The sequence below is a fragment of the Paracoccus spongiarum genome (assembly GCF_030732095.1).
Lineage (GTDB): Bacteria > Pseudomonadota > Alphaproteobacteria > Rhodobacterales > Rhodobacteraceae > Paracoccus > Paracoccus spongiarum.
Genome location: NZ_JAVAMQ010000002.1, coordinates 1 through 24,767, shown reverse-complemented (window position 1 = coordinate 24,767; position 24,767 = coordinate 1). Strand labels below are relative to the sequence as shown.

The following is a 24,767-nucleotide window of genomic DNA, read 5'->3' as shown; positions in this document are numbered from 1 at the left end:
CTCGCGCGACCTCACCGAAGGAGAACGGCATGGCCTTGCCCCGGCAGCGCGTCACCCTCATCACGCTTGGCGTCGCGGACCTCGCGCGCGCGGCCGAATTCTACGGCGCCTGGGGCTGGGTGGCGCATCCCGGCCCTGCCGAGGGGGTGATCTTCTACCAGATGAACGGGGCGGTGCTGGCGCTGTTCGGGCGTGACGATCTGGCGGCCGACCAGGGCAGGCCGGGCGCGCCCCTCGGCACCGGTGCGATCACGCTGGCGCAGAATTGCGACAACGATGCCGAGACCGATGCCGTCTTTGCCGCGGCGCTGGCTGCGGGCGCAACCTGCCTCAAGCAGCCGGGACGGGTCTTCTGGGGCGGCTATTCGGGGTATTTCGCCGATCCCGACGGGCATGTATGGGAAATCGCGACCAATCCGTTCTGGCCGCTGTCGCAGGATGGCGGGCTGACGCTGCCTGCCGCCGACGGCTGAGCGGCGGCGATGCAGTGGCAGGCCGAGGGCACGGTGATCGCGCGCCGTCCGCATGGCGAGACGGCCATCATCATCGACGTGCTGACCGCCGAACATGGCCGCCACGCCGGGCTGGTGCCCGGCGGCGCCTCGCGCAAGCGCGCGGCGATGCTGCAGCCGGGCGCCCGGCTGGACCTGCGCTGGCGCGCGCGAAGCGACGATCAGCTGGGACATTTCAGCGCCGAGCCCGTGCGCCTGCGATCCGGCCTGATGGCCGATCCGCTGGCCCTGGCCGGGCTGAACGCGATCTGCGCGCTGCTGGTGTTTTCGCTGCCCGAACGCGATCCGCACCCGCTGCTGGCCCGCGAGACCGAGGCGCTGCTGGACGCCATCGAGGCCGGGACGGACTGGCCGCCGGCCTATCTGCGGTGGGAAATGCGGCTTTTGGACGAGATGGGCTTCGGTCTGGATCTTGGCCGCTGCGCCGTCACCGGCGCGCGCGACGGGCTGGTCTATGTCAGCCCGCGCAGCGGCCGGGCGGTCAGCCGGCAAGGCGCAGGGGACTGGGCCGACCGGCTGCTGCCGCTGCCGGCTCTGCTAGGCGGGGCAGGCGACAACCGCGGCGGGGGCGTGATCGAGGGGCTGGCGATCACCGGCCATTTCCTTGGCAGCCGCCTTGCCGCCGAACTGGTTGGCAGGCGGCTTCCGCCGGCGCGCGACAGGCTGGTTCAGAGACTTGCCGCCGCCGCCGCGCCCGGCGACTGACGGTTATTGTACGCCGCGTGCCTGCTCAAGCGCTGAGACCGTGCCGGTGCCAGCGCGAACGCCATGCTCGAAGATCAGCCAGGTCGAGGGCGACTTGACCTTCAGCACACCGCCATAGAATTCCATCGCGGTCGCGGCCTGCAACACCGACAGGAACCGGTTCTCGAGCTTCAGGTCCTTGCAGGCCATCTTGGTCGAGATGATCGGGGACAGCGACACCGCCGGAAGGTCCGCATTGTTCGCGGCCGAGAATGAGTTGCACGGACCCTGACCGGACAGCCGCTTCTCCTCGACCAGCAGGGTCACATCGCGCAGCGGCACGGTCGCGCCGTCCATGCCGACCAGCACATAGCTGCCGCCCGGAATGAAACCCCGATCCTCCCCGCCCGGCGTCACTGCCGCAGGCGGAACGGGCTGGCAGGCCGCAAGCGCCAACAGGGCAGCGAGGCCGACAAGGGAAAGGCGGGCGCGGTTCATTGCGGGCATCGGCGTCTCCTTCAAGCGCGAATCAGTACAGAACGCGATAATTCCGTCGCGGTTCCAGCACTCTAGCCGAAAGGATCTCAGCCCAACAGACGCCGTGCGATGACCTGTGCCTGAATCTCGGCCGCGCCCTCGAAGATGTTCAGGATGCGCGCATCGCACAGCACCCGGCTGATCTGGTATTCCAGCGCGAAGCCGTTGCCGCCGTGGATCTGCAGCGCGTTGTCGGCGCAGGCCCATGCGATGCGGGCGCCCAGCAGCTTGGCCATGCCGGCCTCGAGGTCGCAGCGATGGCCGTGATCCTTTTCCCAGGCGCTGAAATAGGTCAGCTGGCGGGCGATCATGATCTCGACGGCCATCATCGCCAGCTTGTCGGCGACGCGCGGAAATTCGATCAGCGGTTTGCCGAACTGCTTGCGGTCAAGCGCGTATTGCAGGCCCAGCTCCATTGCGTTCTGGGCCACGCCGATCGCGCGGGCTGCGGTCTGGATGCGTGCCGATTCGAAGGTCTGCATCAGCTGCTTGAAACCCTGGCCGGTGACGCCGCCCAGCAGGTTTTCGGCCCTGACCTCGAAGCCGTCGAAACCAAGCTCGTATTCCTTCATGCCGCGATAGCCCAGCACCTCGATCTCGCCGCCGGTCATGCCGGGGGTCGGAAAGGGTGCCGCGTCGGTGCCGGGGGTCTTTTCGGCAAGAAACATCGACAAGCCGCGATAATCGGTCGTGTCGGGATCGGTGCGCGCCAGCAGCGTCATCACATGGGTGCGCGCGGCATGGGTGATCCAGGTCTTGTTGCCCGTCACCTTCCAGACATCGCCATCAAGGACGGCGCGGGTGCGCAGGCTGCCCAGATCGCTGCCGGTATTCGGTTCGGTGAAGACGGCGGTCGGCAGGATTTCGCCCGAGGCGAGGCGCGGCAGCCACTGGGCCTTCTGCGCGTCGGTGCCGCCGCCGAGGATCAGCTCGGCCGCGATCTCGCTGCGCGTGCCAAGGCTGCCCACGCCGATATAGCCCCGCGACAACTCCTCGCTGACCACGACCATCGCCGCCTTGGACATGCCGAGGCCGCCAAGCTCCTCGGGGATGGTCAGGCCAAAGACGCCCAGCCCGGCCAGTTCCTCGATGATCTCGATGGGGATGAGTTCATCCCTGAGGTGCCAGTCATGCGCGAAGGGCACCACCTTGTCGTCCGCCCAGCGGCGGAACTGGTCGCGGATCATTTCCAGATCCTCGTCCAGCCCCGACTTTCCAAAGGTCGCGCTGCCCCGCGCCTCGGCGATCAGCCGGGCCAGCCGGGCGCGGGCCTCGGCGGTGTTGCCCGCCATCAGCGCCCGCGCTGCCTCCGAGGGCTGCCAGGCGACGCCCAGATCGGACAGCCGGGCGAATTCGTTCTGGCTCATCATGATGCCGCCGGCGATCTGGGTCAGATACTCGCCCAGGCCGATCTGCGCGATCAGCGCCTCGATCTCGCCGGTGACGCGACCCGACCATGCCGACAGCTGCTTCAGCGCCTCGACATAGGTGGCCAGCCAGGACAGCGCATGGGCCGCGTGCTGATGCGTCTCCAGCGCCTCGGCCTCGACCTTGCCCAAGGGGGCGACGAGGCCGCGCAGCGCGTCGGTCGCCCGCGATTGCAGGTCCTCAAGCTCGGACAGGACGGCGGCGGTGTCTTGCGGCATGTCTTTCATCGAATCGACCCCTTTCGGCATTGCAGCACAGCTAAAGCCTTCGCATGTGCAGCGCAACTATAATGCGCAAAGACGGCCACTTGCGACCGAAAATGTCGCATGGGCCTGCCCGAATTTCCGCCATTTCCAATCCCGCCTTGCCGGTCTAGCGTCTCGGCGATGTTCGGACTGGACGCCTGGCAATTCTGGGCCGCGATGGCCATCACCGCCTTCGCGGGCTTCGTGAAGGGCGCGGTGGGCTTTGCCATGCCGATGATCATGCTGTCCGCCTTCGGCTCGATCCTGCCGGCCACCACGGCGCTGGCCGCGCTGATCCTGCCCACGTTGCTGACCAATGTGCAGCAGGCCTTCCGGCAAGGCCCGCGCGAGGCCGCGGGCTCGGTCCGCGCGTTCCGGTGGCATATCAGGACGGTGCTGGTGTTCATCTGCGTCTCGGCGGGCTTCGCGACCGCGATCCCGCAGGGCGTGATGTATGCGCTGCTGGGGGTGCCGATCGTGCTGTTTGCGCTGTGGCAGCTGTCGGGGCGTTCGCTGGCGCTGCCGATCCATCATCGCCGCAGGGCCGAGATCGGCAGCGGCGTGATCGGCGGGCTCTACGGCGGCATCTCGGGCATCTGGGGGCCGCCGCTGATCGTGCTGCTGCTGTCGCTTGGGGTGGACAAGCGCGAACAGGTGCGCGTGCAGGGGGTGGTGTTCCTGATGGGCGCGGTCGTGCTGACGGTCGCGCATCTGCTGTCGGGCGTGCTGAACGCGCAGACGCTGCCAATGTCGCTGGCGCTGTGCGTGCCGGCCGTTGCGGGGATGATGGCCGGCTTTGCCTTGCAGGACCGCCTCGATGTGGTGCAGTTTCGCCGCTGGACCCTGCTGTTGCTGGTCGCCACGGGGCTGAACCTCGTGCGCCGCGCGCTTGAATTCTGGACCTGACATGATCGACCCCGCCGACCTGACCGCCCGCCTGATCCGATGCCCCTCCGTCACGCCCGAGGAAGGGGGCGCGCTGGTGCTGCTGGCCGGGTTGCTGCGCGAGGCGGGCTTCGAGGTGCATCGCGTCGACCGGGGCGAGACCGCGAACCTGTTCGCCCGCTGGGGCGCGAAGGGCGCGCGCAGCTTTGGCTTCAACGGCCATACCGATGTGGTGCCGCCCGGCGATCCGGCCTCCTGGCGCCACCCGCCCTTCTCGGGCCATGTCGCGGATGGTGTGATCTGGGGCCGCGGCGCGACCGACATGAAATCGGGCGTGGCGGCATTCGTGGCGGCGGCGATCGGCTTCGTCACCGACACACCGCCGGATGGCGCGGTGATCCTGACCATCACCGGCGACGAGGAGGGGCCATCGCGGGACGGCACCCGCGCGATCCTCGACTGGATGGCCGCCGAGGGCGAGCGGATGGATGTCTGCATCGTCGGCGAGCCCTCGAACCCCGAGGTGATGGGCGAGATGATGAAGATCGGCCGGCGCGGATCGGCAACCTTCCGCATCACCGCGACCGGGGTGCAGGGCCATGCCGCCTATCCGCATCGCGCCCGCAACCCGCTGCACGCGCTGACACGCTATCTGGCAGGGCTGATCGCCGCGCCGCTGGACGAGGGGACGGCGCATTTCGATCCTTCGGGCGTGCAGATCACCAGCATCGATTGCGGCAACCCGGCCTCGAACGTGATCCCCGAACGCGCGACGGCGGTGGTCAACATCCGCTTCAACGACCTGCATGACGGCGCCGCGCTGACGCGCAGGCTGACCGCCGCCGCGCAGGACCTTGCCGCGCAGACGGGCGTGACGATCGAGGTGCAGGCCGACATCTCGGGTGAGGCGTTTCTGACCCGGCCCGGACCCTTCGTGGATCTGGTGCGCGATGTGGTGGCCAAGGCGACGGGCCGGGTGCCGGTGCTGTCGACATCGGGCGGCACCTCGGATGCGCGCTTCGTCAAGGATCACTGCCCGGTGGTCGAATTCGGGCTGGTGGGGCGGTTCATGCATCAGGTGGACGAGCGGGTGCCGGTCGATGAAATCCACGCGCTGACAGGGATATACCGCAGTATCCTCGAGGAATACTTTACATGAGGCCCGCATGAGGATCGAACTGACCGACGATATCGACGCCTGCCGTGCGCTGCGCCGGGCGGTGTTCATCGACGAACAGGGCATCGCCGAGGCGGACGAGTGGGACGACCGCGACGATCAGGCGATTCACCTGCTGGCGTGGCAGGACGGCGCGCCGGTCGGCACCGCGCGGATCCTGCTGCTGGGCAGCACCGGCAAGATCGGCCGGGTCTGCGTCCTGCCCGAGGCGCGCGGCACCGGGCTGGGCAGCGTGCTGATCCGTGCGGCGATGGATGTGCTGCGCTCGCGCTCGGGCATCACCCATGCCCGTCTGGGGGCGCAGGTCGGCGCGATGGGCTTCTATCGCAAGCTCGGCTTCGAGGCGCAGGGTCCGGTCTATGACGATGCGGGCATTCCCCATCAGGACATGATACGCGCGTTGTGACGCGCGGCCCCGCGCCGCGGCCCCTCAATGACAGGCACGACCCGATGAGCCAGATCCCCAGCAAGCAGCAGATCCTGGAATGGGTCGCCGAACATCCCGACGCCAATTCCAAGCGCGACATCGCCAAGGCCTTCGGCATCAAGGGCGCCGAACGCATCGAACTGAAGCGCCTTCTGAAAGAGCTTGAGGCCGAGGGCCATCTGTCGCGCCGCCGCCGGCATTACATGGATGCCGGAAGCCTGCCGCCGGTCACCATCCTGGAATTGCTGGCGCCAGACGGCTCGGGCGATCTGTTCGCGCGGCCGCTGGAATGGCCGGGCGAGGGCGCGCCGCCGCGCATTCTCTATGTGCCGCGCGACAGCGACCCCGCCCTGGGCCGGGGCGAGCGGTTCCTGGCGCGCCTGGTCGAGGTCCAGGGCGAGGATCACCATTACCAGGCCCGGCTGATGCGGCGCGTCACCGCCAGCCCGAACCGGATCACGGGGATCTTCCGCAAGGAGGCCGAGGGCGGCCGCATCACCCCCATCGACAAGGGCCAGGACCGCGAATGGCGGGTCCGCCCGGATGCCACGCAGGGCGCCCGCAACGGCGAGCTGGTGCAGGCCGAACAGATCGGCCCCAAGGGCCGGATGGGACTGCCGATGGCGCGGATCACCGAGCGGCTGGGCGATCCGACAGCGCCCCGCGCGGTCAGCCTGATCGCCATTCACCAGCACGGCATTCCCGACGACTTTCCCGCCGAGGTGATCGCCGAAGCCGAGGCCCAGACGCCCGCGGGCATGGCCGGGCGCGAGGATCTGCGCGACTTGCCGCTGATCACCATCGACCCGGCCGATGCCCGCGACCGCGACGACGCCGTCGCGGCCCGGGTCGAGGCGGATGGCGGCGCGACCATCTGGGTCGCCATCGCCGACGTCGCCCATTACGTTCGGCCCGGCAGCGCGCTGGACCGCGAGGCGTGGCTGCGCGGCAATTCCACCTATTTCCCCGACCGCGTTGTGCCGATGTTGCCCGAGGCACTGTCGGCCGATCTCTGCTCGCTGCACGAGGGCGTGGATCGGGCGGTGATCGCCGTGCGGATGCGCCTTGATGCGCAGGGCAACAAGACCGGCCACAGCTTTCACCGCGCGATGATGCTGAGCCGCGCGAGCCTTGCCTATGAACAGGCCCAGGCCGCCGCCGACGGCAACCCCGACCCGGCGACCGCGCCGCTGCTGGATGCGGCCATCAAGCCGCTGTGGCACGCCTATGGCCTGTTGAAGGAGGCGCGCGCCCGCCGCCAGCCGCTGGATCTGGACCTGCCCGAACGGCGCATCGAACTGACCGCGGACGGCCGCGTGCGGTCCGTCAATTTCCGCGAACGCTTCGACGCTCACCGGCTGATCGAGGAGTTCATGGTGCTGGCCAATGTCGCCGCCGCCGAGGAACTGACCCGCCGCCAGCGACCCCTGCTGTTCCGCGTCCACGAGGAACCCAGCCTCGACAAGATGGATGCGCTGCGCGAGGTGGCGCAGGCGTCGGGGTTCACCCTCGCCAAGGGGCAGGTTCTGCATACCAGCCATCTCAACCGGCTTCTGGCGCAGTCCGAGGGCACCGATTTCGACGAGCTGATCAACATCTCGACCCTGCGCTCGATGACGCAGGCCTATTACCACCCCGAGAATTACGGCCATTTCGGGCTGGCGCTGAAATCCTATGCCCATTTCACCTCGCCGATCCGGCGCTATTCGGACCTGATCGTGCATCGGGCGCTGATCTCGGGGCATGGCTGGGGCGGCGGGCGCGGCGGCAGGCCCGACGGGCTGTCGGAACACGACATCGAACGTCTGTCCGAGACCGCGACCCATATCAGCGAGACCGAGCGGCGCAGCATGGCCGCCGAGCGCGACACGACCGACCGCTATCTGGCGGCCTATCTCGCCGACCGCGTGGGCAGCGAGATGACCGGCAGGATCAGCGGCATCCAGCGGTTCGGGGCCTTCGTCAAGCTGGACGAGACCGGCGCCGACGGGCTGTTGCCGATCCGCGATCTGGGGCGCGAGTATTTTCACTATGACCAGGACGCGCAGATGCTGATCGGCGCCGATACCGGCCTCGAGATCGGCATCGGCCAGCGTGTGACCGTGAGACTGGCCGAGGCGATCCCGATGACCGGCGGGCTGACGCTGGAACTGCTGGAGCTTGAGGGGCGGCCGCTGCCGCGCGGCCCGCAGAAGGGCAAGCCGGGGCGCGGGCCGCGCCGGGTCTCGACCAAGTCGCGGCTGGCCGAGATCAAGCGAGCCGCCAGGCGGCGGCGCAAGCGCTAGCCCGCAGCCGCCATCACAGCAGCAGCAGAAGGCCGCCGATCAGCACCCCGGTGATCGCCAGCAGCACCACGCAGAAGCCCATGATGTCACGCGGCTTCAGGCCGGCGATGCCCAGCATCGGCAGCGCCCAGAAGGGCTGCAGCAGGTTGGTCCAGGCATCGCCCCAGGCCACCCCCATCACGACGCGGGGTATGTCGGCGCCCAGCGCCTCGGCCGCGGGCAGCATCACCGGCGCCTGAACCGCCCATTGTCCGCCGCCCGAGGGCACGAAGATGTTGACGATGCCCGCGCTGATGAAGCTCCAGAAGGGCAGGGTCTCGGCGGTCGAGATCGACACGAACCACTGCGACAGGCTGGCCGCAAGGCCGCTGTCGGTCATGATCGCCATGATCCCGGCATAGAAGGGGAACTGGATCACGATGCCGGCGCCGCCGCGCACCGCCTCGTCCAGCGAGGCCAGCAGGCTGCGCGGCGTGCCGTGACACAGGATGCCCAGAAACAGGAACAGGAAGTTCACGACGTTCAGGTTGATCCCGCCGCCGCCCGCAAAATAGCTGGCAAGCCAGACCAGACCCGGCACGCCGATCGCCCACATCAGGATCGGGCTGGCTTCCAGCCGCTCGGCCGGGGTGGCGTGGGGCGACAGCGGCGGCAGGCCGCGATCGCCCGACAGGCGGGCCGGATCGACCAGCACCTGTTCGGAGTCCAGCGGCAACATCAGCCGGTTCGCGATCGGCAGCACGACCACGACGGCCGCGACGATGACGAGGTTCCAGACCGAGAAGATCGTCTGGCCGGTCGGGATGACGCCGATCACGTCCTGGGTGAAATGCCCCTCGGTCGCGATGGTCAGCGGGATCGAGCCCGACAGCCCGCCATGCCAGATCACGAAGCCCGAATAGGCCGAGGCGACCAGCAGCCGGTAGTCCACCCGGATCTGGCGTGCCAGTTCCTTGGCGAAGATCGCGCCGACGACCAGTCCGAAGCCCCAGTTGATCCAGCTGGCCGCCAGCGACACCAGCGTGACCAGCACGATGGCGCCGCCGCGCGAATTGGCCAGACGGGCCAGCCGTTCCAGGATGCGCCGCACCGGTGGCGAGCTGGCGAGGATGAAGCCGCTGACCAGCACCAGAAGCATCTGCATCGCGAATTGCAGCAGCGCCCAGAAGCCGTCGCCCCACATCCCGATCAGCGCCATCGGCGTCACGTCCTGCGTCACCAGCGCCGCGATCGCCGCCACGAGGGTCAGCACGATCACGAAGATGAACGCATCGGGCAGCCAGTTTTCCATCAGCCGCGTGGCGGGTCGGGACAGGATTCTCAGCATGGGGTTCCTCCGCTTTTGGGCGGCAGGGTGGGGCAGCGGGCGGCCAGTTGCAAGCCGCGCGCCTCAGTTCTCGCGGAAGGCCCGGTTGAAGTAGTCGCTCAGCGGTTTCACCAGATAGGCCATCGGGCTGCGCTCGCCGGTCTGGATGTAGACCTCGACCGGCATGCCGGGGATCAGGGCCAGCGCGCCCAGCTTGTCCAGCTCGTCGGGCGGAATCGTCACCTCGGCCCGGTAATAGGGCATCCGCGTCGCCTCGTCGGTCAGCGCATCCGCCGAGATCCGCTCCAGCCGGCCGTCGATCTCGGGCGTGGTGCGCGACGAGAACGAGGAAAAGCGCAGCACCACCGGCTGGCCGATGCTGACCTCGTCGACGTTGATCGTGGCAAGCCGCGCGCCGATCACCAGCGGGCGATCCTGCGGGATGATGAACAGCAGCGGGTCGGCAGGCCGGATCACCGACCGCGGCGTGGTCACCTGGAGGTTGTAGACGACGCCCGCGACCGGGGCGCGGATGTCGAGGCGGTCGACCTGCTCGATCAGGCTGCGCCGCCGTTCGGCCAGTTCCAGTTCGCGATAGCCAAGGTCGCGCAGCTCGGTCTCGGCCTCCTCGCGACGCTCGGCGCCGAGGCGCAGCCGCTGGATGTCCAGTTCGGTCTGGCGCGTCTCGGCCGCCGCGCGGCTGGCCTGCAATTCGCCCAGTTGTCCGTCGAGGCGCACCGCCTCGCGTTCCAGCGCCAGCACGCGCGAGGACTGGGCGAGGCCGCGCGACAGCAGGCTTCTCTGGTCCTCGAGTTCTTCGCCGATGAGTTCGCGCTGGCGACCAAGGGCCTTGATCTGGGCGTCGATGCCATCGACCTGCGCGCTGACCTGTTCGGACTGCTTCTGCAGCTGTTCCAGCGACTGGCGGATGGTGTTGCGGCGGGTCTCGAACAGGCTGGCCTGCCCGTCGATCACCGCCTTCAACTCGGGGTTGGTGGCGGCGGCCTCGGTCAGCTGTGACGGAAAGGCGGGCGCCTCGGCGTCGGCGCGCTCGGCCTCCAGCCGGCCGCGCCGGGCGAGGATCTCGAAATACTGGCCCTCGACGATGGCGAGTTCAGTCGACAGCAGCGTGCCGTCCAGCGCGATCAGAAGCTGCCCGGCCTCGACCGCTTCGCCCTCGGTGACCGCGATTCGCGCGACCACGCCGCCATCGGGGTGCTGGACGACCTGGCGCTGCTGCTCGACCTCGACCTGGCCGGGCGCGACCACGGCGCCAGCGATCCGGCTTTGCCATGCCCAGAGGCCGAAGCCGCCGAACAGCACGAGGATGCCGATGATCCCGGTCCACAACGGGCCCCGCACGGGCCATCGGTCGGCATCCGGCGCGGCGATCGGCCGTGGCGGAGGCGGTGGCGCGGGCGGCGGCACGGGCGCGGAGGGCGCGGCGGGGCGGCGGTGGATGATGCGCCCCTGTCCGGCGCCGGCGGGCGCGCCGGCGGGCGGCGCATCGGGCCGCGCAGGGGCGGCCGGCCGTTGCGACTGCGACACCTGGCCCGTCACCGGATCACCAAGGCGCATCCTGTCCTGCGGCGACGGACCGGGCGCCGGCGCAGCAGTCTGGCCGGACGCGGCATCGGGGCGCGCGGTGCCGGGCGGGTCCTGCTGCGCCGCGGGGGCTAGCTGCGGGTCTTCCCCGTGCGGGCGCGGCGTCGCCGCGTCAGGACCGCCCGGCATCGGGGCGGGCTGGCCCGGCGTTGCGCCGTCATTGGGGCCCGGCGACGGCTTGCGGTCGTCCTCGCTCATGTCACGCCTCCGCTTTGGCCGGTTTCCTGCGCCTTCATGATCTGGGCCGAGTTCTGGACCATCTCCTTCAGCACCTGGTCACGCGGGCCGAAGGCGCGGCGCACGCCCTGCTCCATCACCAGCAGCAATTCGCATTCGTTGATCGCCGCGGGGCGGTGCGCCATGATGACCACCGCGCCGCCCTGCGCCTTGACGCGCCGGATTGCCGCGTTCAGCGCCTCGGAGCCCTGATTGTCGAGGTTGGAGTTCGGCTCGTCCAGCACCAGCAGCGCCGGGTCGGGATAGAGGGCGCGGGCAAGGCCGATGCGCTGGATCTGCCCGCCCGACAGCCGGCCCGCCGTCTGGCTGATGCGCGTGTCATAGCCCTGCGGCAGGTCGAGGATCATCTGATGCGCCGCCGCCGCCTTGGCGGCACGCACCACGCGGTCGGGGTCGGGGTCGGGTGCAAGCCGGGCGATGTTGTCGGCGATGCTGCCATCGAACAGCGTCACCTGCTGCGGAAGATAGCCGATCAGCGCGCCCAGCACATCGGGATCGAACTGGTCCAGCGTCGCTCCGCCCAGCCGGATCGAGCCCGCGCCGACCGGCCAGGCGCCGATCAGCGCCCGGGCCAGCGTGGTCTTGCCTGCGCCCGAGGGGCCGATCACGCCCAGCGCCTGGCCGGGACCGACCGAAAAGCTGACGCCGCGCAGCGTGGCGATGCCCTGACCCGGCGGCGCGACCGACAGCTGGCGCACGTCGATGCGCGCCTCGGGTCGGGGCAGGGGCGTGCGCGGCTTTTCGGGCGGTTGCCGCGACAGAAGCCGGGCCAGCCGGTCCCAGCCATCCTGCGCTGCCTGCACCATCGCCCAGCCACCGACCAGCTGTTCCACCGGCGCCAGCGCGCGGCCCATCATGATCGAACTGGCGATCATCGCGCCCGGCGTCAGTTCCTGCCGCAGGACCAGCCAGGCGCCCGCGGCCAGCATCGCGCTTTGCAGGAACAGCCGGAAGCTGCGCGAGAAGACCGTGAAGCCCGCTGCCACATCGGCACCGCGCACGGCGCTGTCCTGCGCGTCGGCCCGCGCCCGGTGCCAGCGCGAAAAGGTCGCGCTGCGCATGCCGAGGGCGCCGATCACCTCGCCCTCGTCGCGATAGAGATCGGCCATCCGCTGCGCCTGCGTCGCCGAGATCGCCGATTGCTGCAACGGCCGCCGTGTCAGCCAGCGGTTGGCGATCGTGGCGACCACCAGGATCGTGCCGCCCGCGGTCGCGACGACGCCGAGGAACGGGTGGAAGATGAAGACGGCGGCCAGGAAGATCGGCGCCCAGGGCATGTCGAACATCGCCAGCAGGACCGGCGAGCCGATGAACCGCTGGACCGCGTCCAGATCGCGCATGCCGCTGGCCGCGGCTGCGGATTCGTCGCCGCTGATCGCGCCCTCGCGCAGCGCGGCGGTGAACACCCGCCCCTCCATGCGGTCCTGGAACCGCGCGGCAAGGCGCTGGGTGATCCGGTTGCGGGCCAGATCGACCACCCCCATCAGCAGGAACAGGAAGACCACAAGCACGAACAGCGCGGCCAGGGTCTCGCTGGATTGCGATCCGAGGACGCGGTCATAGACCTGCAGCATGAACAGCGGCCCGGTCAGCATCAGCAGGTTCACCACCGCCGAGAACAGCCCCACCGCGACGAACAGCGAAAACCCCGCCGCACGCGCCTCTCGCAGCTCGCGGCTGCCATCCTGTTGAAATGGCGCCTTGCCCATAGCCGTGCCGTCCTCGCTTCTGATCCCTGCGCGCGCAGGTCATCCGTCACCGGGCTTGCCGCGTCCCGCCCGGACCATTATTGCCCTTTGAACGCCGACTGTCAGCACCTGCAAGGCCTTCTGTTGCCTTACGCCCAAAAGGTTAGGAAATACTTTGCGCCCCAAGCCCCGTTCCGCGCCCCTGACGGCCCTGATCCTGACGCTGCTGCTGGCCGGATGCGCCGCGCGGCCGGTCCTGCAGGACGGCATCACCATCAACGACCCCTTCGAGGCGCAGAATCGCCGCGTCCACGCCTTCAACAAGGCGCTGGACGCGCAGGTCATCGGGCCGGTCGCCCGGCTGGTGGCGGGACGCGACGACGGGCCCACGGCGCCGGGCGAGGCCGGGCAGCCGAGGCCCGTCGATCTGGTCATCAACATGGGCGCGAACCTGTCGCTGCCCGGCAAGATCGTGAACAGCCTGCTGCAGGGCCAGCCCGGGCCCGCCGCGCGCAACATGTTCCGCCTCGCCATCAACTCGACCCTCGGCATCGCCGGCATGTTCGATCCGGCCGGCAGCGATTTCGGCCTGACCGAGACCGACACCGATTTCGGCCAGACGCTGGCAGTCTGGGGCCTGCCCGAGGGTGCCTATGTGGAACTGCCCCTGCTCGGGCCATCGACGGCGCGCGACACCGCTGGCAAGGTGGTCGATGTGCTGATCGACCCCCTCGGGCAGGTCCTCGACCGCCGCGAGCGCATGCTGGCCCTGGGTCTGCGCATCGGCTCAAAAGCCGGTGAGCGGGCGCGTTTCGGGGATACGGTGGACAGCGTTCTGCAGGATAGTGCAGACAGCTATGCCCAGACGCGGCTGATCTATCTGATGCACCGCCGCTACGATGTCGGAGAAGAGGACGCAGGATTTGACCCTTATGACGACCCCTATGGCGCCCCGGTCGCCGAAACCGGACCCGTCGCGCCCTGACCCCCGGATCGGCCGGCGCGCCGTGCTGGCGCTGATCGCGGGCGGCGCGGGCCTTGTCGCGATGCGTCCGGCGCTGGCCCTTGGCGGGGCCCAGGCGCAGGCGTTTATCCAGCGCGCCGTGGATGATGTCTATGCGGTCATCAACAGCGGCCAGGCACCGGCCGCGATGTATCGCCAGTTCGAGGCCATCCTGGCGCGGTATGGCGATGTGGACGTGGTCGCGCGCACCGTCCTGGGACCCGCCGCGCGGCAGGTCAGCGCGGCGCAGTTCGCCAGCTACAAGGCCGCCTTCCAGGGCTATATCGGCCGCAAATACGGCAAGCGCTTTCGCGAATTCGTGGGCGGGCGCATCGAGGTCGGCGGCGCCCGCGCGGTGAAAAGCTATGTCGTGGTGGACTCGGTCGCCTATCTCAGCGGACGGGCGCCGATGAAGGTCGAATGGCATGTCTCGGACCGGTCGGGCCGGGTGAGCTTCTTCAACCTCATCATCGAGGGCGTGAACATGCTGGCCAGCGAACGGGCCGAGATGGCAGCCATGCTGGCCCGCCGCAAGGGCGACGTGGCGGCCCTGACCGCCGACCTGCAACGCGCCGGCTGAGGCGCCGGGCCGCCCTTCCGTCCGCGCGGAAGGGCGGGGCGTCACAGCACGAAATCGCCCTCGGTCAGGCGCGAGATGCCGGTGATCTGGATCTCGAGATCCGCGCGGGCATCGCCGTCGTGATCGGCGCGCACCAGCAGGTTGTCGCCGCGTGTCACGGTCCATACCGAATGGGCGCTGGCCGAACTGCCGGCGAAGTCGAAGGCCTGGTTACGGGGCGCAAGCGCGTCTGCGTCCAGCGCGCCGAGGTCGATCCGGTCGATGCCGCTGACGAAATCCTGCACCCGGTCGCGCCCGGCGCCGGGCCGGCTGTCCTCGAGGACGCGGAACACGAACACGTCCCGCTGCCGGTCGGCGCCGCCGAACAGATGGTCGGCTCCGGCATCGCCGATCAGCCGGTCGCGCCCGGCCCCGCCAAGCAGCGTGTCATTGCCGGCCTCGCCCGCCAGCCGGTCGTTGTCGCCCTCGCCATAGAGGCGGTCGTTGCCCTCGCCGCCGGACAGGCTGTCCTGGCCGCTGCCGCCATACAGCCAGTCGATGCCGGCATGGCCCAGCAGCCTGTCATGGCCGGCCTCGCCGCGCAGCAGGTCGTTGCCGGTCTCGCCGCGCAGCTGGTCGTTGCCCGCCCCCGCCCGCAGGCTGTCGCGCCCGTCCCCGCCCGACAGCCAGTCGGCGCCCGTTCCCGCGATCAGCGTGTCGTCGCCGATCCCGCCGCCGAGGCGGTTGCTGCCCAGCAGGTCCTCCAGCCGGTCATTGCCCGCCTCGCCCGACAGGGTGTCATTGTCGGCCTCGCCATACAGGCGGTCATTGCCTTCGCCGCCCGTCAGGCTGTCATGGCCTCGGCCACCATAGAGCCAGTCGGTGCCGGCATGGCCCAGCAGCCGGTCATTGCCCGCCTCGCCGCGCAGCGTGTCGTCGCCGGCCCCGCCACCCAGGATGTTTGCGCCGGCGTTTCCGGTGATGCGGTTGTGAAGCTGGTTGCCGATGCCGTCGACATTGCCAAAGCCCGTCAGCGTGAGGTGCTCGACATTCGGATCGAGCCGCCAGTCGACCGCGGCCTGGACGGTATCCGTGCCGGCGCCGGCGCCTTCGGCCACCCGATCGCCGGCGGTGACGTGGTAGATGTCGTGGCCAGATCCGCCCTCCAGAGTCTCGCCGATGCTGGTTCCGTGAAGGACATCATCGCCCGCGGTTCCGACCGTCAGGTTGTCGTCGAGGATGCGGACCTCGATCACCTTCATGCTGCCGCCATCCTCGAAACGGCCGGCGGTGCCGCTGAGGTTCACGACCAGATAGGCGGTCTCGGTGTCCTCCTGCACGCCGTCGCGGCTGGCCGAAATCGGGATGTTGCGGCGCTCGCTGGTCGGTGCGGTGCTGGAGATCCAGATCGAGCCGCTGCCATTGGCCGTGCCGATATCGGCCGCGCTGGCGGTGCCGCCCTGGCTGGTAAAGCTGTAGGTATAGTTCGCGTAATGCGAGGTCAGGCCCAGGAAGGTCAGCGCGACATCAAGGCTTTGCCCCTCGCGCAGGGTGACGACATCAGGCACCGAGAGGGTGGCGTAGGTGTCGAAGACGGGGGGCGGCGAACCCTCGATCACGAAGGAGGTCTGAAAATCCAACTCGCGCAATTCGGCGTGCTCATAGACCCGGCGCTCGCCTGACAGGTCCTCGACCCAGATGCGGGTGATGTCGATCTTGCCGGCACGATTGGCGGGGTTGAAGTAAAAACTCTGCTCCGCAGCGTCATCGGACCAACTGTCGTAGATCCCATACAGGCCCATGAAGTTGTAGATCACCCAACTCTCACTCGGGCCGGTTCTATTGCTGTAGGTTATGTCGCGGTCATAGAAAACCACGACCTGTAGTATCCCGTCGGGGTCGGCAGCGGTGGCCGAAACAGTAAATGCGGCAGCGCCCTCTGACAGATCAAGGGTCGCGGGAAAATCGAGCGAGACAAGCTGCGGCATGGGAACCTCTCAAACCGGGAAATCGTGACACAGGACCGTCGCGCCACCGTGATGCGCCGGTCATGCCTGTACTTATCGTTTGTGGGTCCGACGGTGCGCAAGGCCGAAGCGCAGGAAAAAACCTGCCCTTTCGGGCAGGTTTCACAAGGGCTTGCGTCGAGTGGCCTGCGAAAACCGGTTAACGCGGGGCCAGCAGCTCAGTTGCCGCCGAGGATGCCGTTCAGCGCCCGGCTGAGCGCATCGTCGGAACTGGCCGAATTGCTGCTGGCAGGTGTCTGCGGCGCGGTACCCTGCATCTCGGTGGGCGCGGTGATGACGCGGCCGCCCTCGGCCTCGGCGCGGCGCTGGTTGGCGACGCCGTCCATGACCCCGGCCAAGGCCGCCGCCAGCGGATCGTCGGCCGAGCCCGATGTGACGACCCGCGGCGTGCCCTCGCCGCTGGACATGATGATGCCGCTGCCATCGGGCGAGACGGTCGAGAGAGGCAGTTCCGGCAGGCCGTCATGGATTTCGGTCATCACCGCCTGCCAGATCTCGGCCGGCAGGCCGCCGCCGGTCACCCCCTGCAGCGGCGTGTTGTCATCATAGCCCATCCAGACGCCGGTGACGTATTGTTCGGTGAAGCCGACGAACCACGCGTCACGATAGCTGCTGGTGGTGCCCGTCTTGCCCGCCGCCGGGCGCGAGCCCAGCTTGGCGCGGGTGCCGGTGCCCGAATCGATCACCTGCTGCATCATGTAGATCAGCTGCCCGGCCGCACGCTGGCTGATGACCCGTTCGCCCATGCCGCCCATCTGGCCCATCAGCGGCTGCTCGTCGCCCTTGATGTTCAGCTCGACCAGGCCATAGGGCGCGACCGACGTGCCGCCGTTGCGGATGCCCGCATAGGCGCCGGTCAGTTCCAGCAGCGTCGCCTCGGACGCGCCGAGGCCCAGAGAGGGGCTGGTCGTCAGGTTGCTGACAATGCCGAAATCATGCGCGATCTGGCGCACGGCGTCCCGGCCGACCGCCTCCTGCAGGCGGATTGTGGCGGTGTTGAGCGACTGTTTCAGCGCATTGGTCAGCGTCACGTCGCCATAGAAGCGGCGCGTGTAGTTCTGCGGCGACCAGGGGCGGCCGCCGGGGATGCGGATGCTGAGCGGGCCGTCGCGCACGATGTCCGAGGGCGAGTGCCCGGCCTCGAGCGCGGCCGCATAGACGAAGGGCTTGAAGCTGGAGCCGGTCTGCCGCTTGGCCTGGATGGCGCGGTTGAAGGCACCGTTCACGGTGGTGTCGCGGCCGCCGATCATCGCGCGCACGGCGCCGTCGGCGGACATCACCACGACGGCGGCCTCGGCCTTGCTGCCGTCCTTGACCTTCTCGTCGAACACCCGCTGCAGCGCGCGTTCGGCGGCGCGCTGGATGCGCTGGTCGAAGGTCGTCTTGATGGTCACGTCCTCGGTGGTCTCGCTGGTCAGGAAGCCGGGTCCGGCCTCCATCACCCAGTCGGCGAAATAGCCGCCGGCCCGCGCCGCCGCGGCCTGCGACAGACGCGCGGGCTGTGCCTTGGCCTCGGCCACCTCGCTGTCGGTCAGATAGCCCTGCTCGGCCATCAGCCCCAGGATCAGGTTCGCGCGGTCCTGGCTGCGCTGCAGGTTGGCGGTCGGCGCGAAATAGCTGGGTGCCTTCAGCAGCCCGGCCAGCATCGCGGCCTCGGCGGGGGTCACCTCGGCGGCGGGCTTGTTGAAGTAACGCTGGCTGGCGGCCTCGAAGCCACGCGCCCCGGCGCCCAGATAGGACCGGTTCATGTAGATGTTGAGGATGTCGTCCTTGGAATACTTGGCCTCAAGCGCGAAGGCGAAGGGCACCTCCTTGACCTTGCGCCAGATGCTTCCCACGCGGCAGTCGGCCTCGAATTCGGCCTCGTTCTTCCAGCGGATCGGGTCGAAGCTGTCGCCGAGGCACAGCAGCTTGGCGACCTGCTGGGTGATGGTCGATCCGCCATTGCCCTCGAGCGGGCCGCGCCCCTCGGCCATGTTGATCCGCACCGCGCTGGCGATGCCGCGCGGGCTGATGCCCAGATGACCATAGAATCGGCGGTCCTCGGTGGCGATCACCGCCTCGCGCAGGACCGGGGCGATCTTGTCGCTGGTGACGGTCCCGAAGGTCTCGCCGCGCCAGGCAAAGACCCTGCCCTCGTGGTCCAGCATGGTGACGCTGCCGCGGGCGCGGGCGTCGAACAGGTCCTCGGGCTCGGGCAGGCCGCTGTAGTAATAGGCGGTCGCCGCGCCGAGGATCAGCAGGAACACCATCGCCAGCCGCCAGGCCGAGCCCCAGACGATCCGCCAGACGAGGCCGACCGCGCCGGCAATCGCGCGCATCACCGGATTGCCGCGCCGAGCAGGCTTGGCGCCGTGGCGCCGGACGCCGCCCTTGGCCGTTTCTGCGGGGGGCTGGGTCGTGCGCTTTTCGGCAACGGGGCTGCGGCCCGTGCGCTTCGGGGTGCCGGTGGGTCTTTTCATGCCTTGGGTGCCTGCGTGTCTGCCGGGCCGGTTCTGCCGGCCAGATTGTGCGCCAGCATACAGCAAGAATGGCCGGGGGGGAATTGACCTGACCAATCCGTGATGCGCGATCGGCGAGGATGCGACCGGGCCCGGTGCGATCACCGGGCCCCGACATGCCGCCCCGCCGGGCGGCGCGTTGCGGCAAGCCGACTAGTTGTAGGCGTTTTCGCCGTGGGTGGTGACGTCGAGGCCCTGGCGTTCCTCGCTTTCCGGCACGCGCAGCCCGATCAGCGCCTTGACGACATGGATGGCCACGAAGGAGACTGCGCCCGACCAGATCACGGCGATCACGACGCCCAGCGTCTGGGCATAGACCTGCGCGCCCATGTCGAAGGCCGCGACGCTGCCGGCGGCATAGTCGAACACGCCCGACCCGCCCAGCGCGGGCGCGGCAAAGACACCGGTCAGGATCGCGCCGATGATGCCGCCGACGCCGTGGATGCCGAACACGTCCAGCGTGTCGTCGACCCCCATCCGCGATTTCAGCCCGACCACGACATACATGCAGGCGAGGCCCGCGATCAGGCCGATGGCGATGGCGCCCACGGGGCCCACGAAGCCCGCCGCCGGCGTCACGCCCACCAGCCCCGCGATCGCGCCCGAAATGGCGCCCAGCAGGCTGGGATGGCCGCGCCACATCCACTCGCCAAAGCTCCAGGCGAGGGTTGCGGCGGCGGTTGCGGCGGCGGTGTTGATCATCGCCAGCGCCGCCACGCCGTTCGATTCGAGGTTCGAGCCGGCGTTGAAGCCGAACCAGCCGACCCACAGCAGGCATCCGCCGATCAGCGTGAAGGTCAGGTTGTGCGGAGCCAGAAGCTCCTTGCGATAGCCCAGCCGGGGACCGGCGACCAGGGCCGCGACCAGCCCGGCCACGCCCGCGTTGATGTGGATCACGGTGCCGCCCGCGAAATCCAGCGCGCCATGCCCGAACAGCAGGCCCGAAGGCGCGTCATAGGCGCTGGGGCCGCCCCACCACCAGACCATGTGGGCCATCGGCAGGTAGGACAGGAAGAACCAGATCACCGTGAACATCAGGATCGCGGGAAACTTGATCCGTTCTGCGGTGGCGCCGACGATCAGCGCCGCGGCGATGCAGGCGAAGGCCATCTGGAAGATCACGAAGCTGAGTTCGGGGATGACCACGCCGGCCGAGAAGGTCTCGACGACGGCATCGGTGCCGACCCCGGCAAGGAACATCTTGGACAGCCCGCCGACATAGGGCGTCAGCGGCCCCGCGCTGGCGGCATCGCCCGCGCCGGTGAAGGCCAGCGAATAGCCGAAGGCGACCCACAGCAGCACCATGACGCAGAACACCGTCAGCACCTGCATCAGCACCGACAGCACGTTCTTGCCGCGCACCAGCCCGCCATAGAACAGCGCAAGGCCGGGCAGGGTCATCAGGATCACCAGGATCGCCGAGATCAGCATCCAGGTCGTGTCGCCCTTGTCCGGAACCGGGGCCGCGGCATCCTGGGCCAGTGCCGGCAGCGCCATCAGCGCGCTGGCGGCGACAAGGAGGGGAGTCATTCGTTTCATCGGCTGTCACCTCGTATCTGCGGGGCCTTCGGGTCGGTTCGGACCGGCGCCCTGCACCCGCTGCCGTCTTCCGCAGTTTGCCCGGCCCTGCACAAGCGGCAGGCGGCTTTGGCCGAGCAGGAAGTGACAATCGGGCCGCTTTTGCCCGCAAAACAGACAATCCGCCGTCCGTATGCCGGTTTTTCGGGCGAAACCTGTTTCCGCTTCGCCCGCCGCCGCCCACGGCTTGTGCAGCGCCGGTCGTTCTGGGGATCAAAGGATCAGTCGCGGCCCGGCTCGCGGTCGCCCCGAAGCACGAAGACAGCGAGGACTGATGAAACAGAAACTCTCCGGACTGGTCGCGGCGCTTGCGCTTGCCGCGTTGCCCGCCGCCGCGCAGGACGCGGCCGCCACCCCCGAAACCGCCGAAGTGGCCGCGGCCGCCGTCGAGGCGGTCAGCGCGGATGTGGTGTTCATCTTCAATACGCTGCTGTTCCTGATCGGCGGCTTCCTGGTCATGTGGATGGCCGCCGGCTTTGCGATGCTGGAAGCCGGGCTGGTGCGATCCAAGAACGTCACCACGCAGCTGTTCAAGAATGTCTCGCTGTTCGCGATCGCGGGCATCATGTACTGGCTGATCGGCTACAACCTGATGTATCCCGGCGACGGCTGGACGGTGAACGGCGTCATCGGACAGCTGTTCAGCCCGAAATCGCTGGATCCGGCAGGGGCGGGTGACGTGACGGCGGGCTATTCGGCCGGATCGGACTTCTTCTTCCAGCTGATGTTCTGCGCCACTACCGCCTCGATCGTCTCGGGCACCCTGGCCGAGCGGGTCAAGCTGTGGCCGTTCATGATCTTCACGGTGATCCTCACCGGGCTGATCTATCCCATCGAGGCCAGCTGGCAGTGGGGCGGCGGGTTCCTGTCGGAAATGGGCTTCTCGGATTTCGCGGGCTCGACGCTGGTTCACGCCACCGGCGGCTTCGCGGCGCTGGCCGGGGCCATCGTGCTGGGCGCGCGCTATGGCAAGTATCGCCCGGACGGGCGGATGCAGCCGATGCCGGGCAGCAACCTGGCGCTTGCGACGCTGGGCACGTTCATCCTGTGGCTGGGCTGGTTCGGCTTCAACGGTGCCTCGCAGCTGGCCATCGGGTCGGTGAATGATGCCGCCGATGTCAGCCGGATCTTCGTGAACACCAACATGGCGGCCTCGGCCGGGGCCATCGCGGCGATCCTCACCACGCAGCTTGCCTTCGGCAAGATCGACCTGACGATGGTGCTGAACGGCGCGCTGGCCGGGCTGGTCTCGATCACCGCCGAGCCGCTGACCCCCTCGATCTTCGCCTCCGTGCTGATCGGCGGCATCGGCGGGGCGATCGCGGTGCTGGCGGTGCCGATCCTGGACCGGCTGAAGATCGACGACGTGGTGGGCGCGATCCCTGTCCATCTGGTCGCGGGGATCTGGGGGACGCTGATCGTGCCGGCGACCAACCCCGACACCAGCTATGTCACGCAGGCCATCGGCGTTGCCGCCATCGGCGCCTTCACCTTCGTCGTCAGCTTCGTGATCTGGACGATCCTCAAGGCGACGACCGGCGTTCGCGTGGACCGCGAGGCCGAGATCAGCGGGCTGGACATCACCGAGATGGGGATGGAAGCCTATCCGGACTTCGTGCAGGCAAAGTAGCCGGCACAGCGGGTCTCTTCCCGGAGAGGGGCGGGTCGCGGTCGCGGCCCGCCCTTCCGGCATCGGTCGCGGGCGAGTCCGGGGCGGGCGAGGGGCGGTGCCTCAGGCCACGCGGCTGACGACGAAATCGGCCAGGTCGGCCAGCATGCCACGCAGCGGATCCTCGGGCAGCGTGGCCAGCGCCGTGCGCGCCCGCGCGGCCCAGGCCAGCGCATCCGCCCGCGCATCGGCCAGCGCCCCGTGACGCGCCAGCAGGTGAAGCGCCTGTGCCAGGTCATCCTCGCGCTGGTCGGCGCGCTCGATGGTGCGCGTCCAGAATGCACGCTCGGCCGCGTCGGCCCGGGCCACCGCCTTGATGACCGGCAGGGTCAGCTTGCATTCGCGGAAATCGTCACCGACATTCTTGCCGATCGTCTGCGTCGCGCCGCCGTAATCGAGGATGTCATCGACGATCTGGAAGGCGATGCCCAGCGCGTCGCCATAATCATGCAGTGCCCGCACCTGCGCCTCGGGTGCGCCGGCGATCACCCCGCCAACCTCGGTCGCGGCGGCGAACAGCGCGGCCGTCTTGCCGCGCACCACCTGCAGATAGACCGATTCGTCCGTTGCAAGGTCCTGCGCCGCGGTCAGTTGCAGCACCTCGCCCTCGGCGATGGTGGCGCTGGCATTCGACAGGATCTCCAGCGTGCGCAGGTTGCCCGGCTCGACCATCAGCTGGAAGCTGCGGGCGAACAGGTAATCGCCGACCAGCACGCTGGACTTGTTGTCCCACAGCAGGTTCGCCGTCGGACGCCCGCGCCGCTGGCGGCTTTCATCCACCACGTCGTCATGCAGCAGCGTGGCCGTGTGGATGAACTCGACCGTCGCTGCCAGGTGGATATGATGGGGGCCGTCATAGCCGCACAGCCGCGCCGCGGCCAGGGTCAGCATCGGCCGCAGGCGCTTGCCCCCGGCCTCGATCAGATGCGCCGTCACCTCGGGGATGCGCGGCGCGTGACGGCTGGACATGCGCTGCCGGATCAGATCGTTGACCGCTGCCATCTCGGCCGCGAGGCTGGCAGCCATCCGGTCCAGCGGTTTCTGGACGTTTTCCGTCACACCCATGTCCACACCCCGTTTCTGGCCCAACGCATTGCCACGGCATCGACAAATTCGCAACCACCCCCTAACGTCCCGGCCATGAAAGAGCTTCTGCGCAGCACCGATCCCGTCCGGCTGTCGCGGGTCGTCGACCTGCTGGCATCCGAGGGGATCCCCGCCTTCGAGATGGACCAGCACATGAGCGTGCTCGAGGGATCGATCGGCATCCTGCCGCGCCGGATCATGGTCGCGGATCGGGACGAATTCATGGCCCGCGCCATCCTGCGCGATCATCGGCTGGATGACTGAGACGCGCCAGGACGGCTTTCTCGGCGGCAGGCTGCGCATCGTGCAGCCGCGGCGCGGCTATCGCGCGGGCGCCGATGCGGTGATGCTGGCCGCCGCCTGCGCCGCCATGCCCGGCCAGGCGGTGCTGGAACTGGGCTGCGGGGCAGGGGTCGCCAGCCTCTGCCTCGGCTGGCGGGTGCCCGGCCTGCGCCTGGTCGGGATCGAGCGGCAGCCGGACTATGCCGATCTCGCCCGTGCGAATGCGGCTGCGAACGGCATTGCGCTGACGGTGCTGACCGGCGATCTGGCCGATCCGCCCGCCCTGTTGCGCAAGGCCAGCTTTGACCATGTGATCGCCAATCCGCCCTTCTTCCTGGGCGGCACGGCGGCGCCCGATGCCGGGCGCGCCGCCGCGCGGCGGGAAGCCACCTCGCTGGCCCTGTGGATGGATGCCGGGTTGCGCCGGTTGCGGCCGGGTGGGGCGCTGACGGTGATCCAGCGCGTCGACCGGCTGGACGGGTTGCTGGCGGCGCTGTCGGGACGCGCCGGCGGCGTCGTGATCCTGCCGCTGGCGGCGCGGGCGGGGCGCGATGCGGGCCGTGTCCTGCTGGTCGCGCAGAAGGGCAGCCGGTCGCCGCTGCGCCTGCTGGCGCCGCTGGTCCTGCATGAGGGGCCCGCCCATCTGCGCGACGGCGACGACCTAAGCCCGGCCGCGCAGGCGGTGCTGCGCGATGGCCGGCCGATCACGGCGCTGTTTGCGAAAGTCTCGTGACAGAATCGAAAAGCTGTGGTGCAATCCCTACGTTGGACACAACCACAGAGGAGGACGCGATGTCGGTTACTTCCCATGTCGAGGAGCTGCGCAAGAAGCACCGGACACTTTCCGAAGCCGTTGAAAGGGCACAGAAAAGTCCAGGGTCCAGTGATCACGAGATCACCCGCATGAAACGCGAGAAACTTCGCCTCAAGGAAGAAATCACTCGATTGTCCCACTGATCCGCCGCCAGGCGGCACGCCGGACGAGAAAGGCCCGCGCAGATCGCGCGGGCCTTGTTGTTTCCGGTGGTCGGGTTTGTCGGTCAGAC

Annotated in this window: 21 protein-coding genes; 12 read left to right on the top strand and 9 right to left on the bottom strand. The window is 68.9% G+C overall.

Translation table 11 applies throughout. The annotated features are described in order from the left end of the window. The first annotated feature begins 35 nt into the window (after positions 1 to 35). Positions 36 to 473: a VOC family protein gene (locus Q5Y72_RS02095; protein ID WP_305962071.1), complete on the top strand. Its 438-nt coding sequence runs from the start codon at positions 36 to 38 to the stop codon at positions 471 to 473. Between the two features lie 9 nt (positions 474 to 482). Continuing rightward, complete coding sequence (recO, locus tag Q5Y72_RS02090) at positions 483 to 1,217, top strand: DNA repair protein RecO (protein ID WP_305961766.1); 735 nt, start codon at positions 483 to 485, stop codon at positions 1,215 to 1,217. A 3-nt stretch (positions 1,218 to 1,220) separates the two neighbouring features. On the opposite strand, the gene Q5Y72_RS02085 is transcribed toward recO, so the two are convergent. Beyond that, positions 1,221 to 1,703: an META domain-containing protein gene (locus Q5Y72_RS02085; RefSeq protein WP_305961765.1), complete on the bottom strand. Its 483-nt coding sequence runs from the start codon at positions 1,701 to 1,703 to the stop codon at positions 1,221 to 1,223. 77 nt (positions 1,704 to 1,780) lie between these two features. Then, positions 1,781 to 3,409, bottom strand: a complete 1,629-nt coding sequence (locus Q5Y72_RS02080; RefSeq protein ID WP_371930737.1) for an acyl-CoA dehydrogenase family protein — start codon at positions 3,407 to 3,409, stop codon at positions 1,781 to 1,783. Positions 3,410 to 3,547: 138 nt separating this feature from the next. On the opposite strand from Q5Y72_RS02080, the gene Q5Y72_RS02075 reads away from it, so the two are divergent. From Q5Y72_RS02075 to rnr, 4 genes are read left to right on the top strand one after another with little or no spacing between them, the layout of a single operon-like run. Then, positions 3,548 to 4,312, top strand: coding sequence for a sulfite exporter TauE/SafE family protein (locus Q5Y72_RS02075; protein WP_305961763.1), 765 nt, complete (start codon positions 3,548 to 3,550; stop codon positions 4,310 to 4,312). Position 4,313: 1 nt separating this feature from the next. Beyond that, the gene (gene dapE / locus Q5Y72_RS02070; protein ID WP_305961762.1) at positions 4,314 to 5,450 is read left to right on the top strand and encodes a succinyl-diaminopimelate desuccinylase; all 1,137 of its coding nucleotides are present in this window, start codon (positions 4,314 to 4,316) and stop codon (positions 5,448 to 5,450) included. A gap of 7 nt (positions 5,451 to 5,457) precedes the next feature. Then, the gene (locus Q5Y72_RS02065; protein ID WP_305961761.1) at positions 5,458 to 5,874 is read left to right on the top strand and encodes a GNAT family N-acetyltransferase; all 417 of its coding nucleotides are present in this window, start codon (positions 5,458 to 5,460) and stop codon (positions 5,872 to 5,874) included. Between the two features lie 44 nt (positions 5,875 to 5,918). After that, complete coding sequence (gene rnr / locus Q5Y72_RS02060) at positions 5,919 to 8,180, top strand: ribonuclease R (protein WP_305961760.1); 2,262 nt, start codon at positions 5,919 to 5,921, stop codon at positions 8,178 to 8,180. Positions 8,181 to 8,193: 13 nt separating this feature from the next. Here rnr and Q5Y72_RS02055 read toward each other — a convergent pair whose 3' ends face one another. The 3 genes from Q5Y72_RS02055 to Q5Y72_RS02045 all read right to left on the bottom strand — a co-directional run bounded on the left by Q5Y72_RS02055 (position 8,194) and on the right by Q5Y72_RS02045 (position 13,037). Continuing rightward, complete coding sequence (locus Q5Y72_RS02055) at positions 8,194 to 9,507, bottom strand: short-chain fatty acid transporter (RefSeq protein ID WP_305961759.1); 1,314 nt, start codon at positions 9,505 to 9,507, stop codon at positions 8,194 to 8,196. 63 nt (positions 9,508 to 9,570) lie between these two features. Further along, entirely contained in the window at positions 9,571 to 10,878 is a 1,308-nt protein-coding gene (locus tag Q5Y72_RS02050) for an HlyD family type I secretion periplasmic adaptor subunit (RefSeq protein ID WP_371930744.1), read from the bottom strand. 407 nt (positions 10,879 to 11,285) lie between these two features. After that, positions 11,286 to 13,037, bottom strand: a complete 1,752-nt coding sequence (locus Q5Y72_RS02045; protein ID WP_305961758.1) for a type I secretion system permease/ATPase — start codon at positions 13,035 to 13,037, stop codon at positions 11,286 to 11,288. A 154-nt stretch (positions 13,038 to 13,191) separates the two neighbouring features. On the opposite strand from Q5Y72_RS02045, the gene Q5Y72_RS02040 reads away from it, so the two are divergent. Both Q5Y72_RS02040 and Q5Y72_RS02035 read left to right on the top strand, forming a co-directional pair. Then, positions 13,192 to 14,001 (top strand): MlaA family lipoprotein, encoded by an 810-nt coding sequence (locus tag Q5Y72_RS02040; protein WP_305961757.1) that lies wholly within the window; start codon positions 13,192 to 13,194, stop codon positions 13,999 to 14,001. Beyond that, positions 13,961 to 14,599 carry an MlaC/ttg2D family ABC transporter substrate-binding protein gene (locus Q5Y72_RS02035; RefSeq protein WP_305961756.1) on the top strand — a complete coding sequence of 213 codons (639 nt, stop codon included), beginning with the start codon at positions 13,961 to 13,963 and terminating at the stop codon, positions 14,597 to 14,599. The genes Q5Y72_RS02040 and Q5Y72_RS02035 overlap by 41 nt, the downstream gene beginning before the upstream one ends. Positions 14,600 to 14,640: 41 nt before the next feature. Here the strand turns inward: Q5Y72_RS02035 and Q5Y72_RS02030 are convergent, their stop codons facing one another. The 3 genes from Q5Y72_RS02030 to Q5Y72_RS02020 form a co-directional block, all read right to left on the bottom strand. After that, positions 14,641 to 16,566 carry a calcium-binding protein gene (locus Q5Y72_RS02030; protein WP_305961755.1) on the bottom strand — a complete coding sequence of 642 codons (1,926 nt, stop codon included), beginning with the start codon at positions 16,564 to 16,566 and terminating at the stop codon, positions 14,641 to 14,643. Between the two features lie 197 nt (positions 16,567 to 16,763). Then, positions 16,764 to 19,067, bottom strand: a complete 2,304-nt coding sequence (locus tag Q5Y72_RS02025; RefSeq protein WP_305961754.1) for a transglycosylase domain-containing protein — start codon at positions 19,065 to 19,067, stop codon at positions 16,764 to 16,766. A gap of 192 nt (positions 19,068 to 19,259) precedes the next feature. After that, positions 19,260 to 20,645 carry an ammonium transporter gene (locus Q5Y72_RS02020; protein ID WP_305961752.1) on the bottom strand — a complete coding sequence of 462 codons (1,386 nt, stop codon included), beginning with the start codon at positions 20,643 to 20,645 and terminating at the stop codon, positions 19,260 to 19,262. A gap of 313 nt (positions 20,646 to 20,958) precedes the next feature. Between Q5Y72_RS02020 and amtB the strand changes: the two genes are divergently transcribed. Then, positions 20,959 to 22,314 carry an ammonium transporter AmtB gene (amtB, locus tag Q5Y72_RS02015; RefSeq protein WP_305961751.1) on the top strand — a complete coding sequence of 452 codons (1,356 nt, stop codon included), beginning with the start codon at positions 20,959 to 20,961 and terminating at the stop codon, positions 22,312 to 22,314. Between the two features lie 102 nt (positions 22,315 to 22,416). Here the strand turns inward: amtB and Q5Y72_RS02010 are convergent, their stop codons facing one another. Then, positions 22,417 to 23,418 (bottom strand): polyprenyl synthetase family protein, encoded by a 1,002-nt coding sequence (locus Q5Y72_RS02010; RefSeq protein WP_305961750.1) that lies wholly within the window; start codon positions 23,416 to 23,418, stop codon positions 22,417 to 22,419. Here Q5Y72_RS02010 and Q5Y72_RS20020 point away from each other — a divergent pair. From Q5Y72_RS20020 to Q5Y72_RS01995, 3 genes are read left to right on the top strand one after another with little or no spacing between them, the layout of a single operon-like run. Beyond that, positions 23,308 to 23,703, top strand: a complete 396-nt coding sequence (locus Q5Y72_RS20020) for a putative signal transducing protein (RefSeq protein ID WP_504222729.1) — start codon at positions 23,308 to 23,310, stop codon at positions 23,701 to 23,703. The genes Q5Y72_RS02010 and Q5Y72_RS20020 overlap by 111 nt on opposite strands. Continuing rightward, on the top strand, positions 23,696 to 24,454 hold the full coding sequence (locus Q5Y72_RS02000; protein WP_305961748.1) for a tRNA1(Val) (adenine(37)-N6)-methyltransferase: 759 nt from the start codon (positions 23,696 to 23,698) through the stop codon (positions 24,452 to 24,454). The genes Q5Y72_RS20020 and Q5Y72_RS02000 overlap by 8 nt, the downstream gene beginning before the upstream one ends. Positions 24,455 to 24,513: 59 nt before the next feature. After that, positions 24,514 to 24,678, top strand: a complete 165-nt coding sequence (locus Q5Y72_RS01995) for a YdcH family protein (protein WP_305961747.1) — start codon at positions 24,514 to 24,516, stop codon at positions 24,676 to 24,678. Positions 24,679 to 24,767 lie beyond the last annotated feature (89 nt).